The sequence below is a fragment of the Stenotrophomonas sp. SAU14A_NAIMI4_5 genome, from assembly GCF_003086795.1.
GTDB lineage: Bacteria > Pseudomonadota > Gammaproteobacteria > Xanthomonadales > Xanthomonadaceae > Stenotrophomonas.
In genome coordinates this window covers 4,202,943-4,218,941 of the sequence record NZ_CP026003.1, presented here as the reverse complement: position 1 = coordinate 4,218,941, position 15,999 = coordinate 4,202,943, and the positions used below count along the sequence as shown (strand labels likewise).

Here is a 15,999-nt window from a genome sequence, read left to right as displayed (position 1 = left end):
CCTCGTGGCGGCGCATCTCTTTCAGCGTACCAAGGAGAGGAGCGCATGCGATACGCGTTGGAACTCGCACTATCCGGCATCCATAGATCGAAACTTCTCAGCATCCTGATCGTGCTCGCCGTGGCGACAGGCATAAGCGCGTTTGCCACGATGCTGCTGATCTGGATCGGTCTCGGGAGCGACCCCGCACCCAGCATCAGTCATTCTCTCTATCACGTGGAGCTTGATCTGCGGGATGATGCCGCCCGATCCAGCTCTGCCCGGCCGCTGCCGGTGCTGTCGCTCCACGATGTGCAGGAGATCACTCGGCTCACCGGCGTCCCGAGCGTCGCAACGTCATCATCCTGGCTTCCCTACAGGCCCATGGGAACGGATCGGCCGCTCGGCATGATTGCCGTTCGAGGGTTTACGTCAGGTGCGCATTCCCTGCTCGACCTGAAGCTGCTCTCCGGGGCCTTCTGGCGATCCGATGATGACCAGAATGGAGCGCGCGTTGCAGTGATCTCCGGATCACTCTCGAGGGAGCTGTTCGGATCGGAATCTGCGGTGGGCAGACAGATCGAGCTGGCCACGCGGAGCTTCGCCATCGTCGGCGTGGTGGAGGACTGGAATCCCATTCCACGATTCCACGATCTTCGAGGCGGTGCCTACGCGGAGAGCGAACGTCTCTACATCCCGCTGGCGGCATGGCGTGCGCTGCCAAAGGACTACGGCATGGGCGCGATGTCCTGTCGCGACGGCGTACCTGAGGATCCGGAGAGTGCATCGTGCGCTTGGCTGCAGCTATGGGTCCAGCTGAACGACGTGCACGCGCTCGGCAAATTCAGCAGTGCGCTGCACCGCTATGGGCTGGCGCAAGTCGATTCAGGCAGAGCCACTGACGTGTTTTCCCGCGTGGCACCGCTCAAGGATTGGCTGGCGATCAATGACGTACTTCCCGATGAAGTCAGTACACAGCTGTGGTTCGCAGCCGGTGTCCTGGTCATATGCCTGGTGAATGCCGCCGGACTCTTCCTGGCTGGCTTCGTGTGTCGGTCCAGGGAGATCGCCATTCGCCGGTCGCTTGGCGCAACCCGAGGAGACATTGTCAGGCAGCTCGCCGTTCATTCAGCCGTGCTGGGGGCCGCCGGAGGACTCGTCTCCATTCCAATGGTCCTCCTCGGATTCCGGGTTGTGCAGGATCTCTCCAGTGCGTATGCGTCGCACCTTTCCATTGCGTGGTGGTACGTAGCCCTGTGCCCCCTGATCGCGGCGATGTCTGCACTTCTGTCGGCGTCGATTCCGCTGTGGAGAGCCAGCCAGCGGTTCGTATCGTTGCGCATGGGGGAAGCGCCATGACGGTGGTTCACGCGATGATGACGACGCTGAGAACGGTGTCGAAGCACTTCACCGTAGTCGCGCTCATGGTGCTTCAGATCTCCGTGTCCATGGCGGTGCTTGCAAACATATCCACCATTGTTCTGGAGGCTTCGGAGCGCATCGATGCCGAGTCCGGCCTGAGCGAGGCCCGTATCGCCGTGGTGCAGAACATAGGCGTCATCGGCTTCGAAGATGCCGCGACGAGTTCGGGCGCTGGGCTGCGTGCACTGCGGGACGTGCCAGGTATCAGCGCCGCAGCACTCGGCCCGGTCCCTTTCGCGGTGGAGCGTGGGTCGGTGCGGCTGGAGAAGTCCAACCGCGATGCGTCAGGGCACCCGTATATCTACTTTGGAAGCGAGCAGCTCGCGAGCGTACTGGGTACGTCAGTTGTCCAGGGCGTTGCGCTGGGGAGCCTGCAGGCACCTGCCGTAGAGGACGTACTTGAGCCCAACAGCACGCTGGCCGTGCCAGCGGTCGTCACCCAGAGTCTCGCCAAGCGCCTTTTCCCTGCGGGGGGCGCTGTTGGAAAAATGATCCACACCGAGGTGTGGGGCAGCTATCCACTTGCCCTGCGAGTCGTGGGTACCACGGCAGACTTCAGGAGCGCATCGACCGGTGATGCCAGTGACTACGAGGCCGTGATCTCGGAAGTGAAAATCGACACCCAGAGTGTCGGGGGGCTGTATGCCGTCCGGAGGAGCGTGCCGTTTGATCTGGAGGCGAAGCGGGCCGTGACTCGCGCCCTGTCCTCGTCCATGCCTGGCTTTGTACAGGAGCCGGTTCGCTCCGTGGCCGAGCTCAGGACAGCGCACTTCGCGAAGGACGCGTCCAGGTCCCGTGTACTGCTGGCAGTGGTTGTTGTTGTGACCGCTTCGTCAGCGCTGGGGGTATTCGGAATGAGCCATTACTGGGTCTCTGCCAGACACCGGTCGATTGCCATCCGGCGCGCTCTCGGGGCATCCCGACGTGACGTGGTGGCCCTCTTTGCGGTGGAGAGTGCCGTTGTTGCAGGGCTTGGCGTGATCCTGGGTGCAGGGTTGGCCGTAGCGGCGAACCGTCTTCTTGCGCTCCAGCTGGAGATGGCTGCAGTAAGCGCCGCTTCGGTGGCGCTGGGTGCGGGACTGACGTTGCTGAGTTGCCAGATCGCCGCTTTGATTCCCGCTCTGGGCGCGGCCAAGGTTGATCCCGCCCTGGCGTTTCGCCAGCGATGACCGCGAGTCCAGGAGAAGAGCATGGTGCTTGGGGTATGGAATCGCTGGATGCTTCGGAGTCGAGACGTCGTCCTTCAGTCCGAGTCAACGGAGTGTGGGTTGGCATGCTTGGCGATGATCGCTGCCAGATACGATCGGCGGGTAACCCTTCGCTGGCTGCGGCGTCGATACCCGGTTTCACTTCGAGGTACGACGGTTGCTCGTCTCTCGGAGATTGCCCGCGACCTCGGCTTGCAGCACCGCGTGTTTGCCGGAACCGGGTCAGCGCTGAGTAAGCTTGATGCGACCTGCGTTCTTCTGGTTGATGACTGCCATTTCGTGGTCGTCGAGCGATATGGATCCGAGCAGTTTCTTGTGCTCGACCCGGCTGTCGGTGAGCTGGTTCTTTCCTGCGCCGAATTGGAGAAGCGATTCTCCGGTGCACTGCTTCGGTTTACTGGCGGTAGCAGACAGTGTGAAGACATGCCGGTGGAGCCAAGCCCCTGGTCGGCACTGACGTCGCAGATGCGTCCACGCAGGCTCCGGTATCTTCCGATACTGCTTCTAGCTTTAGTGGCGGAGCTGCTTACGGTCGCAGCGCCCTTGTACATCCAGTCCGCGGTAGATGGCCGGGGGGGCGCTGGAGTATTCAATGCGGAAGGCCTGTTGCTCATATTCGCTTTCATTGCGATTGCGAGGGTATGGGCTGCTTCCGTCCGCAGCCTGCTCACTGCAGACCTGGGGGCTTCGATTGTTGGCGGGCTTTCGAACAGTGTGTTTGGCCGGGTACTGGAGCTTCCTCCGTCCTACTTCCTGCGCAGGCATCCAGCAGATGTCATCTCGCGGCTGGGATCGGTGCACGAAGTTCAGGAGCTTGCATCGTCCCGGATCGTGGAGTGCGCGGTCGATGCGCTTGCGCTGGTCATCCTGCTGGCAGCGTGCTGTACCTATAGCCTCCCGCTTGCGGTGATGGCCGCTTCTGGAGCGGCTTTGTGCATGGCCGTTCGGGTATCCATGTCAGGTCGAGTAGGCGTCGCGTGCAACGTGCTCGCAAACACGCTCGCATCGCAGGACCGTGAGGTGATCGAGACCGTGCGTGCAGCACAGACGGTCAAGCTGAATGGAATGGAGCGGCTCAGGGGTGACCGGTTTCGCAGGGGCAACTCGTCGCTCATCAGAGCAAGTATTTCTCTTCAGCGCATGGCTATCTTTTCGCAGTCTGGAAGCGACGTGATTCTCGGTCTCTTGAGGGTCCTCGTGGTCTACGCAGGCGTGTTGGCCGTTGATAGCGGAGCTCTATCCGTCGGTGCGCTTGTCGCCGTGACCATCTATGTCGAAATGATCTGCCAGCGCGCAAGTGCGCTCGTGCCGAAAGTGATGGACGTAAAGATGGCGCGGGTGCATCTGCAGAGAATTTCGGAGGTGCTCTCCGAGCCTGCAGAGGAGTGTGCGGATTGGGCCGGAGCGGGCGACAGAGGTCTTGCGCCGTCCGTTGTCTGTCGTGGGATCCACTTTCGTTACTCCGTCGATGATCCCTGGGTGCTCAAGGATGTAAGCCTCACCATTCGGCCGGGTGAGATGGTAGCCATCGTTGGTCCGTCGGGTGTGGGTAAGTCAACACTGTTGAGCATCCTGGCTGGTTTGGTGGCGCCGACAGCTGGCGTGCTTGAAGTGGACGGCTGTGACGTGAAGGCCTGTCACTTGCCCCTCCTGCGCCGCCAGATTGGAACTGTCCTCCAACAGGACACCCTGCTGTCAGGGACTGTGCTTGAGAACATCACGCTTGGGGAGGTGGCTGACATCCCGCGCGTATGGCAATGCCTCGCTGCTGCGGGCCTCGACAACTTTGCATCGTCCCAGCCGATGGCGCTTGCAACCCAGGTGGGGGATGAAGGGCGTTTGCTGTCCGGCGGCCAGCAGAAGCGCCTTCTACTGGCGCGCGCGCGCTATCGGGCGCCGAGAGTCCTGGTTCTGGACGAAACGCTGAGCCAGCTCGACTACGAGGCGGAGCAGCAGATCATGAGTGTCCTTTTGGGACTGCAGATGACGAGGATCATTGTGACGCACCGGGTTTCCACTCTACCGGAGGGGGTGCGTGTGATCAGGGTGGGGTAGCAACTACAAGGAGAGGTAGGTGGAGAACTTTCAGGAACGATTGAACAGGCGGTTGGAGCTGACGATCATGCCGACCGAGAAGTGCAATTTCCGGTGTGTCTACTGCTACGAGGATTTCGAGATTGGTCGAATGCGTGCGCCAACCATTGCCGGAATCAAGGCGCTGGTGCGCAGGCGTGTGGAGCAGCATGGGCTGAAAGAGCTGCGTGTGGAATGGTTTGGCGGTGAGCCACTTCTAGCGAAGGGTGTTGTCCTGGAATTGTCTCGGGACTTCCACTCGCATTCTTCCTCTGGGGCTCTTGAGGTGCTGGATTGCAGCATGACCACGAACGGTTTTGAGCTGACCCCGCCGTTGTTCAGTGAACTGGTAGCACTTGGCGTGAACTTCTTCCAGATCTCGCTGGATGGTGATTCGGATGCTCACGATCTGACGCGACGGTATGCCTCTGGGGCTGGCACGTTTCAGCGGATCTACGAGAATCTGCTTGCCATGAAGGCTTCCAGCTTCAACTTCACGGTGATGATGCGGCTGCACATCATGCCAGGAAATGAAGAAAGTCTGATGCGGCTTTCGCGCCGGCTGTGTGGTGACTTCAAGGGAGATGCACGCTTCACGGTGTTTCTGCGCGACATATCCAATCTTGGCGGGAAGGGCGAGTCTCTGCAGATGATTACGCACGCCGAGGCCGTCCGGATATCGAAGCTCCTGCAGGCGCACTTTGAAGCTGAGGGCTTCTGTGTCGAGAATGGAGTGGAAGCTGAGTTTGAAAGCCAGGTTTCGGTTTCAGGGCTTTCAGATTCGAACCCGGCGTTCCAGTCACTGAAGGAGTCGGGTCTCCGTGTCAGTCACGTGTGTTATGCAGCCAAACCCAACCACATGCTTATCCGAGCGGACGGGCGTATTGGGAAGTGCACCGTGGCGCTGGGCAGCGAGGGTAACGTGGTTGGGGCCTTGGCTGAAGACGGGACGGTAGCCTTGGACGCTGGGAAGATGAAGTTCTGGACGCGAGGCTTTCTGTCAGGTGACGCATCAGAACTTGGGTGTCCGCTGATCACCCGCACTGGCTAGTCACCGCTATGGGCGCGACCTCTGCTATGGCCGGAGGTCGCATCCCTGTCACATCTACTGGGGGGCAAGCGCTCAGCCCTGGGCTGAATCCCGCCCCTCCAGCTCACGCACAGTCGCTTCCAGTGCATCCAGCTTCTCGCGCGTCTTCAACAGCACCGCGCGCTGCACTTCAAACTCCTCGCGGGTCACCAGGTCCAGCTTGGCCAGGCCGGCCTGCAGCGCGGTCTTGAAGGTGGCCTGCAGTTCTTCGCGCGATTCGCGCAGGCCCGGCGGGACCAGGTCGCTCAGGCGGCGGGCGAGGTCATCGAGGTGGTTCAGGTCGATCATGGGGGACTCCGTGGCCTGGCAGGCCGTTCGCACATAAGGATACTGCCGGCCCGCGCGCCCGCACAGGCGGCGCTGGTTTCGCGCCGGGCGCGTTCAGGCGCTATCCTCCACGCCGGAATACAGGAGATCGACGATGAAGATGGTCATGGCGGTAATCAAGCCGTTCAAGCTCGACGACGTGCGCGAAGCGCTGGCCGAGCGTGGGGTTACCGGTATTACGGTGACCGAGGTGAAGGGCTTTGGCCGGCAGAAGGGCCATACCGAGCTGTACCGTGGCGCCGAGTACGTGGTCGACTTCCTGCCGAAGGTGAAGCTGGAAGTGGCGGTGACCGATGACCAGGTGGAACTGGTGGTCGAGGCGATCGTGAAGGCCGCGGGCACCGGCAAGATCGGCGACGGCAAGGTGTTCGTGTACGACCTGGGCAGCGTGGTGCGCATCCGTACCGGCGAACTGGACGCGGACGCGCTGTAAGCGCGTCAGCTGGGTAGAGTCGACCGCTGGTCGACTATCGCGCGCAGCGCGGGCATTTCGGGTGCGGATGGAAGGGCAGTCGACCAGCGGTCGACTCTACCGCTTCGCCCACTTGTAGAACCGCTTCCAGCCCTGGCGCACGGCCGCGACCCAGCCCGGGTCGGCCACCAGGGCCGCCTGCGCGGCGCTCGGCGCCTGGCCGGTCACGCGCTGGCGGATCTTCAGCAGGTTCTTCATGTCGCTGCGGCGCATCTGCCGGCTGAGCGGGTTGCGGCGCAGCCAGCGCGGGGCGCGCCAGGCCGAGGTGAAGTCCAGCAGCACCGGCACGCCACCACTCACCACCACGTTGGTGCCGTGCAGGTCGTTGTGGGTGATGCCGACCGCGTGCAGGCGGCTGAGCGCGTGCTGCAGCTGGTCGAACACTTCATTGCCCACCGCCTGCGCGGTGCTGAGCGTCTGCCCGGGAATGAATTCCATGCCCAGGGCGAGGCCGCCGAGGGTGCCGAGCAGGGCCGGGGCGTGCTTCCAGCCACCCAGGCGCTGCAGGATGCGCGCTTCGCGGCGCACCATCAGGCGCGCGATCAGCGAAACCGGCGTGCCGCGGTAGCGGGAATAGTCCTTCACCACCGCCGGACGGCCGTCCAGGCAGGTGCGGTACACATCGGGGGCGAGGAAACGTTCACCGCGCTTGAGCAGCAGCGGGGCCACGGCGTCATCGCCGCAGGACGGGGAGGGGGAAACAGTGGAAGTCATGGCGGGGTCTCGGACGACGACCCGGTGGGTGGCGCTGCAGCGTCAAGCGAACCGGTACGACTGGGGGGAGGTAGCTAAACTTTCGTTAAGTGAATTTTAGTACCGCCGAGTTCGCTAATCCACGTCTTGTCGGAGAAATGTCGGGGCCGTGGCTGGAACAGTTCGTCGCGCCTGATCGGACAATTTCGTCTCACTTAGTGTTTCAGGCCTCTGCAATCAATGATTTGCCATCCAACTGCTCTGCAATGCGCTGCACGAACGGCAGCAGTGCGTCGCGCAGCTGGTCCAGGCCGGGCTGCTCGATGGGGAAGTGGCCGCACGCTTCCAGCAGCACCCGCTGCCTGGGCGCGGCCAGCCGCTGGAAGAAGCGGTCGCTGATCGCCACCGGCGTCCAGTCGTCGCAGGCCGGGTGCAGCATCAGCACCGGGCAGCGCTGGAACTGCTCGGGTTCCAGCGCCGGGGCGGTGTCGAACAGCGAGCCCAGCAGCCCCAGCGGCACGCGGTTGCCGCCGCCCAGCGGATCGGCACAGACCAGCGCGGTCAGGGCCGGGTCGCGCGACATGCGCTGCATGTGGGTGAACCAGCGCACCGGCACGCGCAGGCCGCGGGTGAGGCGGCTGAGGGGCCGCAGCGTGGGCAGCAGGGCGCGCATCCACGGCTGGCGTACCAGCGCGGCCTGCACCACGGGATCGCGCGGGTCGGCCAGGGTGGTCGCCACCAGCCCCCGCACCCACGGCGATTCGGCCGCCACCAGGTAGGCCAGGTAGCCGCCGATGCTGGCGCCGAGCAGCACGATCGGGCGCGGCCGGCGCTGCTGCTCGGCCTCGATCAGGGCCAGCAGGGCCTGCTTCCACGCGCCGTAGTCGATGGCGTTCCAAGGGGCGGCGCTGAGGCCATAGCCTGGCAGGTCGGGTGCCAGCACTTCATGCCCGGCGTCGGCCAGGCCGGCCGCCAGCGGGGCGAACATGCGCCCATAGCCGCCGGCGCCATGCACCAGCACCACGGTCGCGTCGGCATCGGCCGGGCCGTGGCGGTCCAGCTGCAGCGAACCACCGGCCCAGTGGAAAGTCTCGCTGCGCGGCGTGGCGGCGGGCTGGTCCGGGAAAAAATCCGCGTAACGGGCGCTGAGGGCAGGGTAGGGAACGGGGGCGCGGGGAGGCATCGGGCCAGTGTAGGCCGGCTGTTCAGCTACGTGATGCTGAACAGGGCGCACGGGTAACTTGACCCCGGCGCAGCGGCTGCGGACCATAAGCTGTTAACCCGCGACATCGGCGGCCGCCCCCACCCGGCACGTCCCCGTCCCCTGCCGCGTCCCCCCTGGTGCAGGCCGCGCGGCCGCATCGTTCGTTTCCCTGTCCGGCGCCCGCTGGAGGAAAGTGCTTTGATCATCAAGATTGTCCTGGCAGCGCTGTTCGTGGCCTGCGTGCTGTACATCCATTACCGCGGCAAGGTCCGCGCGCGCTGGTCGCGCCAGTTGCTGGACCACTCCAGCTTCATGGCCCCGATCAACGTCATCATGTATCTGTTCTCGAAGGTGCCGACCACGCCGTTCCTGGACCCGGGCAAGGAACTCCCGCAGCTGGAGCCGCTGCGGCAGAACTGGCAGGTCATCCGCGACGAGGCGCTGGCGCTGCGTGACGCGCAGAAGATCGCCGCCTCCAGCAGCTACAACGATGCCGGCTTCAACTCGTTCTTCCGCCGTGGCTGGAAGCGCTTCTACCTGAAGTGGTATGGCCCGTCGCACCCGTCGGCCAAGGCGATGTGCCCGAAGACCGTGGCGCTGATCGAGTCGATTCCCGATGTGCGCGCGGCGATGTTCGCGCAGCTGCCGCCCGGCAGCGAACTGCGCCCGCACCGCGATCCCTTCGCCGGTTCGCTGCGCCTGCACCTGGGCCTGAGCACGCCCAACGACGATGGCTGCTACATCGTGGTGGACGGGGTGAAGAAGAGCTGGCGCGATGGCGAGTGGATGATGTTCGATGAAACCTACATCCACCACGCGCACAACGAGACCGACCAGGACCGCGTGATCCTGTTCTGCGATATCGCCCGCCCGCTGCGCTTCGGCCTGCCGGGCCTGTTCAACCGCGCGGTGGCGTCCACGCTGCTGGCCGGCGGTGCTTCGCCGAACCTGCCGGGTGACCCCACCGGTGGCGTCAACAAGGCCTTCGGTGGCGTCTACAAGGTGCGCCTGAAGGCCAAGGCCCTGCGCGAGCGCAGCGTGGTGGCCTACCAGGTCATCAAGTGGGGCCTGGTGGTGGCGGTGATTGCGGGTATCTGGGCGATCTGATCGCGGTCGTTCATGGGGTTGCCGGCCAGCGGCCGGCACTACCGCAAAAGCAAAAAACCCGCGCTGTCGCCAGCGCGGGTTTTTCATTGGTGGGTGCCGACCGTTGGTCGGCACGCATTAGCCCCGGTAGGTGCCGACCGTTGGTCGGCACACCTTGCCATCAGCCCTTGAGGGCTGATGCCACGAACGGCGGGGTCACCAGCACGCCGGTGTGCAGCGCGGCGGTGTAGTACAGGGTGTTGAAGGTCTTGGCAGCCGAGTCGGCCTGGCGGAAGTCGAAGCCGCTCTCGCCCTTGCGCGCCATCGTCACGCTCCACCAGCCGGTGGGGTAGCACGGCTGCGGGAACGGCAGGGTCTTGAACGAGCCGAAGCCGGCCTTGCCCATCTCGGTGCGCATCTCGTTGATCAGCTCCAGCTGCATCAGCGGCGATTCGGACTGCTGCACCAGGATGCCGTCGTCCTTCAGGGCCTTGAAGCAGCTCTCGTAGAACGCCTTGTTGAACAGGCCTTCGCCGGGGCCGACCGGGTCGGTCGAATCGACGATCACCACGTCCACGCTGCCGGCCGGGCAGTTGGCCATGTAGGCCACGCCGTCGTCGAACAGCAGTTCGGCGCGGGTGTCATCGTTGGAATCGCACAGCTCCGGGAAGTGCTTGCGCGCCATCACGGTGACCTGCTCGTCGATATCGCACTGGGTCACGCTCTCCACGCCCTTGTGCTTGAGCACTTCGCGCAGGGTGCCGCAGTCGCCGCCACCGATGATGACCACGCGCTTGGGCGCGGCGTGGGTGAACAGCACCGGGTGGCTGATCATCTCGTGGTAGAAGAAGTTGTCCTTGCTGGTCAGCATGATGGCCCCGTCGATGGTCATCAGGTTGCCCCAGTCGGTGGTCTGGAAGATCTCGATCTTCTGGAACGGCGACTGCACCTCGTCCAGCTTGCCGGTGATGCGGAAGCCGATGGCCGAGCCAGTGCGTTCGAAGTGTTCGATGTACCAGTTGCTGCTGTCAGTCATTGGATAACGGTCCTGTTCGGAGGGTTGAAGCCGGGCTGGCGGGCGGGGCCGCGTGGCACAGATGCCACATCCGGACGGGTCGGCCCGTTCAGGTTCAGACCTGCCACGGGCGCGGGCGCGCATGATAACGAACCTGTGGGCATATAGGCGTTATCATGCCCCCCCCTTTTATTGCCAACAAGGCCGACTGCAATGACCGATTGGTCCCTCGACCAAGCCCGCAAGACCTACTCGATCCCGCATTGGGCGGATGGTTATTTCGATGTGGATCAGGCCGGGCACATGGTGGTGAGACCGACCGGGGCAGAGGGCCCGGTGGTGTCGCTGCCCAAGGTGGTGGACGCGGCACGTGCCGGCGGCGCCAAGCTGCCGCTGCTGGTGCGCTTCCCGGACATCCTCGGCCAGCGCCTGGGCAAGCTGCAGGCGGCGTTCGCCCAGGCCCAGCAGGACTGGGAATACCCGGGCGGCTACACCGCCGTTTACCCGATCAAGGTCAACCAGCACCGCGGCGTGGCCGGCACCCTGGCCAGCCACCACGGTGAAGGCTTCGGCCTGGAAGCGGGCAGCAAGCCCGAGCTGATGGCCGTGCTGGCGCTGTCGCGCCCGGGTGGCCTGATCGTGTGCAACGGCTACAAGGACCGCGAGTACATCCGCCTGGCCCTGATCGGCCGCAAGCTGGGCCTGCAGACCTTCATCGTCATCGAGAAGCCGTCCGAGCTGAAGCTGGTGCTGGAGGAATCCAAGGCGCTGGACGTGAAGCCGGGCCTGGGCGTGCGCATGCGCCTGGCCTCGCTGGGCGCCGGCAAGTGGCAGAACAGCGGTGGCGACAAGGCCAAGTTCGGCCTGTCCCCGCGCCAGCTGCTGGACCTGTGGAAGTCGCTGCGCGATACCGAATACGCCGACTGCCTGAACCTGCTGCACTTCCACATGGGCTCGCAGATCTCCAACGTGCGCGACATCGCCAACGGCATGCGCGAAGCCACCCGCTATTTCGTCGAGCTGTCACAGCTGGGCGCGAAGATCACCCACGTGGACGTGGGCGGCGGCCTCGGCGTGGATTACGAAGGCACCCGTTCGCGCAGCTTCTGCTCGATCAACTACGGGCTGAATTCTTACGCCAGCAACATCGTGCAGCCGCTGGCCAATGCCTGCGAAGAACACGGCCTGACCCCGCCGCGCATCGTCACCGAGTGCGGCCGCGCGATGACCGCGCACCACGCGGTGCTGATCGCCAACGTCTCTGAAGTGGAGCAGGCACAGGAAGGCCGCGTGCCGGACCAGCACGACGACGAGCCGGCCTCGATCCGCCACCTGCGCGAGATCCACGAGGAACTGGACACCCGCCCGGCGGTGGAACTGTTCCAGGAAGCGCAGCACTTCCACGCCGAAGGCCTGGCCAGCTACGCGCTGGGCCAGATCGACCTGCCGCAGCGTGCGCGCATCGACGATCTGTTCTATGCCATCGCCCACGGCGTGCGTGCGCGCCTGAGCTACGACGAAAAGAGCCACCGCCCGGCGCTGGATGAACTGAACGAGCGCCTGGTCGACAAGTACTTCGTCAACTTCAGCGTGTTCGAATCGATTCCCGATGCGTGGGCGATCGACCAGGTGTTCCCGATCGTGCCGATCGAGCGCCTGAACGAGACCCCGGACCGCCGCGGCATCATCGCCGACATGACCTGCGATTCGGACGGCATGGTCAAGACCTATGTCGAAAACGAGAGCCTGGACACCTCGCTGCCGCTGCACGCGATGAAGCACGGTGAGAGCTACCGCATTGGTTTCTTCATGGTCGGTGCCTACCAGGAAATCCTGGGCGACATCCACAACCTGTTCGGCGATACCGATGCCGTGGAAGTGGTGGCCGATGCCGATGGCTACGCGATCACCCAGCAGCGTCGCGGTGACACCACCGACGTGATGCTGGATTACGTGGGCTACAAGCTGGACGACCTGCGCGCGGCCTATGCCCAGCGCGTGGCCGCGGCCGAGCTGTCGCCGGAACGTGCGCAGGAACTGTCGCAGGCGCTGGAAGCCGGCCTGACCGGTTACACCTACCTGTCCGACGAACCGCTGGCGTGATGTCTGCGGTGCGCCGGGGATGATCCGGCGCAACCGACGCCGATGAGCGCGCGCGCGATCTTCCATCTGTTCCTGCATGCCGCCGTGCCAGCCCTGCTGGCATGGCTGTTCTGGCGCAAGCGGTTTGCTTCGGCCTGGCTGCTGTTGCTGCTGGGCTGGATCATCGATCTGGACCACCTGCTGGCCGACCCGATCTACGCGCCGAACCGCTGCAGCATCGGTTTCCACCCGCTGCACACCGCACCGGCAATTGCCGTGTATGCGGGGCTGTGCGTGCCGAAGAAAACGCGGCTGGTGGGCATTGGTTTGATGATCCACATCGCGCTGGATGCCATCGACTGCTGGTGGATGCATCACCGCTGACGGCGGATGTCGCGCGCCGCCGGGCATGGCCCGGCGCTACCACGGCACGGCGCTTCCGGTAGCGCCGGGCCATGCCCGGCGAGCGCAATGGCAGGTCACCCCACCGGCAACCATACCGTCGCGCGTAATCCCGACGCGGCGTTCTCCAGCACCAGCCGCCCGCCGTAGCTGGCGGCGATGTCTCCCACGATCGCCAGGCCCAGCCCGCTGCTGCCTTCGCGCTCATCCAGGCGCACGCCGCGGCGAGTAACCTGCGCCAGCGCATCGGTGGCCAGGCCGGGGCCGTCGTCGCGTACATCAATGCGCAGCTGCCCTTCGTCACTCGCTGCGCTGATCGACACCCGCTGCCGCGCCCACTTGCCGGCGTTGTCCAGCAGGTTGCCCAGCATTTCCTCCAGGTCCGCACGCGCACCGGCAAACTGCAGCGCCTCGTCGATACCCTCCGCACCAAACACCACGCCGCGCTCGCCGTGCACGCGGGTCATCAGCCCGCACAACGCCTGCGCCACCGGCGCCACGCCGGTGCGCTGGCGATGATCCGCAGCCAGGCCCACCGCCAGGTAGCGGTCGACACTGGCCTGCATGCGCGCACCCTGTTCGCGCACGGTCGCGCGCCACTCGGTCCCGGTGCCATCGGCCTCGGCGGCCAGCACGCTCAGCGGCGTTTTCAATGCATGGGCAAGGTCTTCGGCACTGGTGCGCGCACGCGCGACCATCCGCTGCTGGTGCTCGAGCAGGGCGTTGAGCTCCTCGCCCAGCGGCACGATCTCGCTGCCCAGGCCATCGGTGTCGATGCGTTGGGCCTGCCCGCGCCGCACGCGTTCAAGCTGATGGGCCAGGCGCCGCAGTGGGCGCAGGCCGAACTGCACCTGGCTGGCCAGCACCGCCAGCCAGACCGCCACCAGCACGCCCAGCGCCAGCGCGGTGCGCTGGCGGAAGGCCACCACATCGGCATCCAGCGCGCTGCGGTCGGTGGCCACGGTCACCCGATACGCCTCGGTGGCGCGTGGCAGGCGCACTTCCTGCACGCGCGCACGCAGCGCTTGCTGCAGCGGGCCGGGCAGGTTGCGGGTGGCATCGCCGGCTGCTGCAGCCGGCAGGGTTTCATCCCACAGCGAGCGCGACTGCAGCAGCACTTCACCTTGGCGGTTGGCGATCTGCCAATAGGCACCGGAAAACACCCGCTGGAAGCGCGCATCGTTGGGCTCCTGGCGCAGCTGCAACTGCCCGTCCGGCGTGGTTTCCATCTGCGCGACCAGGGTCAGCAGGTTCTGCTGCAGCTCGTGGTCCAGGCGGTCGCGTGCGCTGCGTTTGAACAGTTCGCCCAGCAGCGCGCTGGCCAGCAGCGAAACCAGCAGCAGGCCGATGCCGCCGGCCAGCAGCAGGCGGCGGCGCAGCGAGGGTTGCCCGCTCACGGCGCGGCCAGCCGCCAGCCCTGGCCGCGCACGGTCTGGATCAGGTCGCTGCCGAGCTTGCGGCGCACGCGCCCCAGCAGCACATCCAGCGCATTCGAATCCGGGTCCAGGCCACCGTCGAAGACCTGCTCGCCCAGGCGGTCGCGGCCGATCACCTGGCCACTGTGGTGGATGAAACAGCTGAGCAGGCGGAATTCCTGCGGACTGAGTGCCAGGGCCTGGCCGTCCAGTTCGAAGCGCCCGGCGTTGACGTCCAGCTGCAAAGGGCCGCACTGCAGGCGTGGGCTGGCATGGCCATGGCTACGACGGATCAGGGCGCGCAGGCGCAGCACCAGTTCATCGGCCTGGAAGGGTTTGGTCAGGTAGTCATCGGCGCCGGCATCGAAGCCGGCCAGCTTGTCGTGCCAGCGCCCGCGTGCGGTCAGCACCAGCACCGGGAAGCTGCGGCCGTTGCTGCGCCAGCGCTCGATCACGCTCAGGCCGTCCAGCCCGGGCAGGCCGAGGTCGACGATGGCGGCCTGCAGATCCTCGATCTGGCCGATCTCTTCGGCCTGGCGGCCATCGGCCACGGTCTGCACCACGTAACCGGCCTGTTCCAGCAGCGGCTGCAGGCGCTGTGCCAGCGCCGCATCGTCCTCGGCCAGCAGGATGCGCATCAGTCGTCCAGCTCCGTCTTCAGCAGCCTGCCGTTGCGCGCATCATAGTCCAGCTCCACCACCACGCCGTCGGCGCGCAGGATTTCAACTTCATACACCCCATCGTCCAGTTCCACTTCCAGCAGCTGGCCGGGATGGCGCTTGAGCGCGTCGCGCACCACGCCTTCCAGCGCAACGTAGCGACCCTGCTGCACGGCCCGGCGCGCGACATCCTGCGCCGGATCCTGGGCAGGCCGGGCGGCGGTCGCGGGGCTGGCCAGGGCCAGCAGCAGGGGCAGGGCGAGCAGCAGCGTCACGGGGGAGGGCAGCCATGCGGGGAGGATGGCGCGAGTGTGCCGGTTGCGGCTAACCATTGGCTAACAGTGCCGGCTAAGGGGCTGTTAACCGCGCCCGGCATCGTGGCGGTGCCGGGATGGTCCGGCATCGAACAGGAGAACCCCCATGTTGAAGTCGCTCACCCTCGCCACCGTGGCCGCCCTGGCCTTCGCCCCCGCCGTGCAGGCGGCCCCGCTGGGCATGGCCCAGGTTGAACAGACCCTGCGCAAGGCCGGCTACACCCAGATCCACGAGATCGAGCGCGATGATGGCCTGTGGGAAGCCGACGTCAGCCGTGCCGATGGTCGCTTCAGCGAGGTGTATGTCGACCCGAAGACCGGCGAGATCTTCGACGAGCACGATGGCCGCGCGCTGCTGGGCACCGAGCAGGTACTGGCCAAGGCGCAGGCGCACGGTCTGCGCGAGATCCATTCGCTGGAACGCGATGGCGCGACCTGGTCGCTGGAAGCCCGCAACGCCCGCAACCAGCGCGTGGAGGTGCGCCTGAGCGGCTATGACGGGCGGATCCTGCACAGCGAGCGCGACGGCTGGCTGGATTGACCTGCGGGTAGTGCCGG

General features: G+C 65.3%; 16 protein-coding genes. 9 read left to right on the top strand and 7 right to left on the bottom strand.

Annotated elements, in window-relative coordinates:
- Positions 1–45 precede the first annotated feature (45 nt).
- From C1925_RS19295 to C1925_RS19280, 4 genes are read left to right on the top strand one after another with little or no spacing between them, the layout of a single operon-like run.
- On the top strand, positions 46–1,338 hold the full coding sequence (locus C1925_RS19295) for an ABC transporter permease (RefSeq protein WP_159097574.1): 1,293 nt from the start codon (positions 46–48) through the stop codon (positions 1,336–1,338).
- A complete protein-coding gene (locus tag C1925_RS19290; protein WP_108770294.1) occupies positions 1,335–2,570 on the top strand; it encodes an FtsX-like permease family protein in 1,236 nt (411 codons plus the stop codon). Before C1925_RS19295 ends, C1925_RS19290 begins: the two co-directional genes overlap by 4 nt.
- Before the next feature lie 21 nt (positions 2,571–2,591).
- Positions 2,592–4,664 (top strand): peptidase domain-containing ABC transporter, encoded by a 2,073-nt coding sequence (locus C1925_RS19285; RefSeq protein ID WP_108770293.1) that lies wholly within the window; start codon positions 2,592–2,594, stop codon positions 4,662–4,664.
- Positions 4,665–4,683: 19 nt separating this feature from the next.
- Positions 4,684–5,733, top strand: coding sequence for a radical SAM protein (locus C1925_RS19280; protein WP_108770292.1), 1,050 nt, complete (start codon positions 4,684–4,686; stop codon positions 5,731–5,733).
- A 72-nt stretch (positions 5,734–5,805) separates the two neighbouring features.
- On the opposite strand, the gene C1925_RS19275 is transcribed toward C1925_RS19280, so the two are convergent.
- Positions 5,806–6,060, bottom strand: coding sequence for an accessory factor UbiK family protein (locus C1925_RS19275; protein ID WP_108770291.1), 255 nt, complete (start codon positions 6,058–6,060; stop codon positions 5,806–5,808).
- A gap of 133 nt (positions 6,061–6,193) precedes the next feature.
- On the opposite strand from C1925_RS19275, the gene C1925_RS19270 reads away from it, so the two are divergent.
- Positions 6,194–6,532 (top strand): P-II family nitrogen regulator, encoded by a 339-nt coding sequence (locus C1925_RS19270; RefSeq protein WP_079223976.1) that lies wholly within the window; start codon positions 6,194–6,196, stop codon positions 6,530–6,532.
- A gap of 96 nt (positions 6,533–6,628) precedes the next feature.
- Here C1925_RS19270 and C1925_RS19265 read toward each other — a convergent pair whose 3' ends face one another.
- Positions 6,629–7,285 carry an RIO1 family regulatory kinase/ATPase gene (locus C1925_RS19265; protein ID WP_108770290.1) on the bottom strand — a complete coding sequence of 219 codons (657 nt, stop codon included), beginning with the start codon at positions 7,283–7,285 and terminating at the stop codon, positions 6,629–6,631.
- A 202-nt stretch (positions 7,286–7,487) separates the two neighbouring features.
- Positions 7,488–8,447, bottom strand: a complete 960-nt coding sequence (locus C1925_RS19260; RefSeq protein ID WP_159097572.1) for an alpha/beta hydrolase — start codon at positions 8,445–8,447, stop codon at positions 7,488–7,490.
- Between the two features lie 222 nt (positions 8,448–8,669).
- Between C1925_RS19260 and C1925_RS19255 the strand changes: the two genes are divergently transcribed.
- Positions 8,670–9,575, top strand: a complete 906-nt coding sequence (locus C1925_RS19255) for an aspartyl/asparaginyl beta-hydroxylase domain-containing protein (RefSeq protein ID WP_174208738.1) — start codon at positions 8,670–8,672, stop codon at positions 9,573–9,575.
- Between the two features lie 160 nt (positions 9,576–9,735).
- Here C1925_RS19255 and speE read toward each other — a convergent pair whose 3' ends face one another.
- A complete protein-coding gene (speE, locus tag C1925_RS19250; RefSeq protein WP_108770288.1) occupies positions 9,736–10,590 on the bottom strand; it encodes a polyamine aminopropyltransferase in 855 nt (284 codons plus the stop codon).
- Positions 10,591–10,782: 192 nt separating this feature from the next.
- On the opposite strand from speE, the gene speA reads away from it, so the two are divergent.
- Complete coding sequence (gene speA, locus C1925_RS19245; protein ID WP_108770287.1) at positions 10,783–12,672, top strand: arginine decarboxylase; 1,890 nt, start codon at positions 10,783–10,785, stop codon at positions 12,670–12,672.
- A 42-nt stretch (positions 12,673–12,714) separates the two neighbouring features.
- Positions 12,715–13,035, top strand: coding sequence for a DUF6122 family protein (locus C1925_RS19240; protein ID WP_079223965.1), 321 nt, complete (start codon positions 12,715–12,717; stop codon positions 13,033–13,035).
- A 95-nt stretch (positions 13,036–13,130) separates the two neighbouring features.
- Here C1925_RS19240 and C1925_RS19235 read toward each other — a convergent pair whose 3' ends face one another.
- Genes C1925_RS19235 through C1925_RS19225 form a run of 3 tightly spaced genes read right to left on the bottom strand, consistent with a single transcriptional unit; the run spans position 13,131 to position 15,396 of the window.
- Positions 13,131–14,450 carry a sensor histidine kinase gene (locus C1925_RS19235; protein WP_108770286.1) on the bottom strand — a complete coding sequence of 440 codons (1,320 nt, stop codon included), beginning with the start codon at positions 14,448–14,450 and terminating at the stop codon, positions 13,131–13,133.
- Positions 14,447–15,106, bottom strand: a complete 660-nt coding sequence (locus tag C1925_RS19230) for a response regulator transcription factor (protein ID WP_108770285.1) — start codon at positions 15,104–15,106, stop codon at positions 14,447–14,449. The genes C1925_RS19235 and C1925_RS19230 overlap by 4 nt, the downstream gene beginning before the upstream one ends.
- The gene (locus C1925_RS19225; protein ID WP_108770770.1) at positions 15,106–15,396 is read right to left on the bottom strand and encodes a PepSY domain-containing protein; all 291 of its coding nucleotides are present in this window, start codon (positions 15,394–15,396) and stop codon (positions 15,106–15,108) included. The genes C1925_RS19230 and C1925_RS19225 overlap by 1 nt, the downstream gene beginning before the upstream one ends.
- Positions 15,397–15,547: 151 nt before the next feature.
- Between C1925_RS19225 and C1925_RS19220 the strand changes: the two genes are divergently transcribed.
- Positions 15,548–15,982 carry a PepSY domain-containing protein gene (locus C1925_RS19220; protein WP_108770284.1) on the top strand — a complete coding sequence of 145 codons (435 nt, stop codon included), beginning with the start codon at positions 15,548–15,550 and terminating at the stop codon, positions 15,980–15,982.
- Positions 15,983–15,999 lie beyond the last annotated feature (17 nt).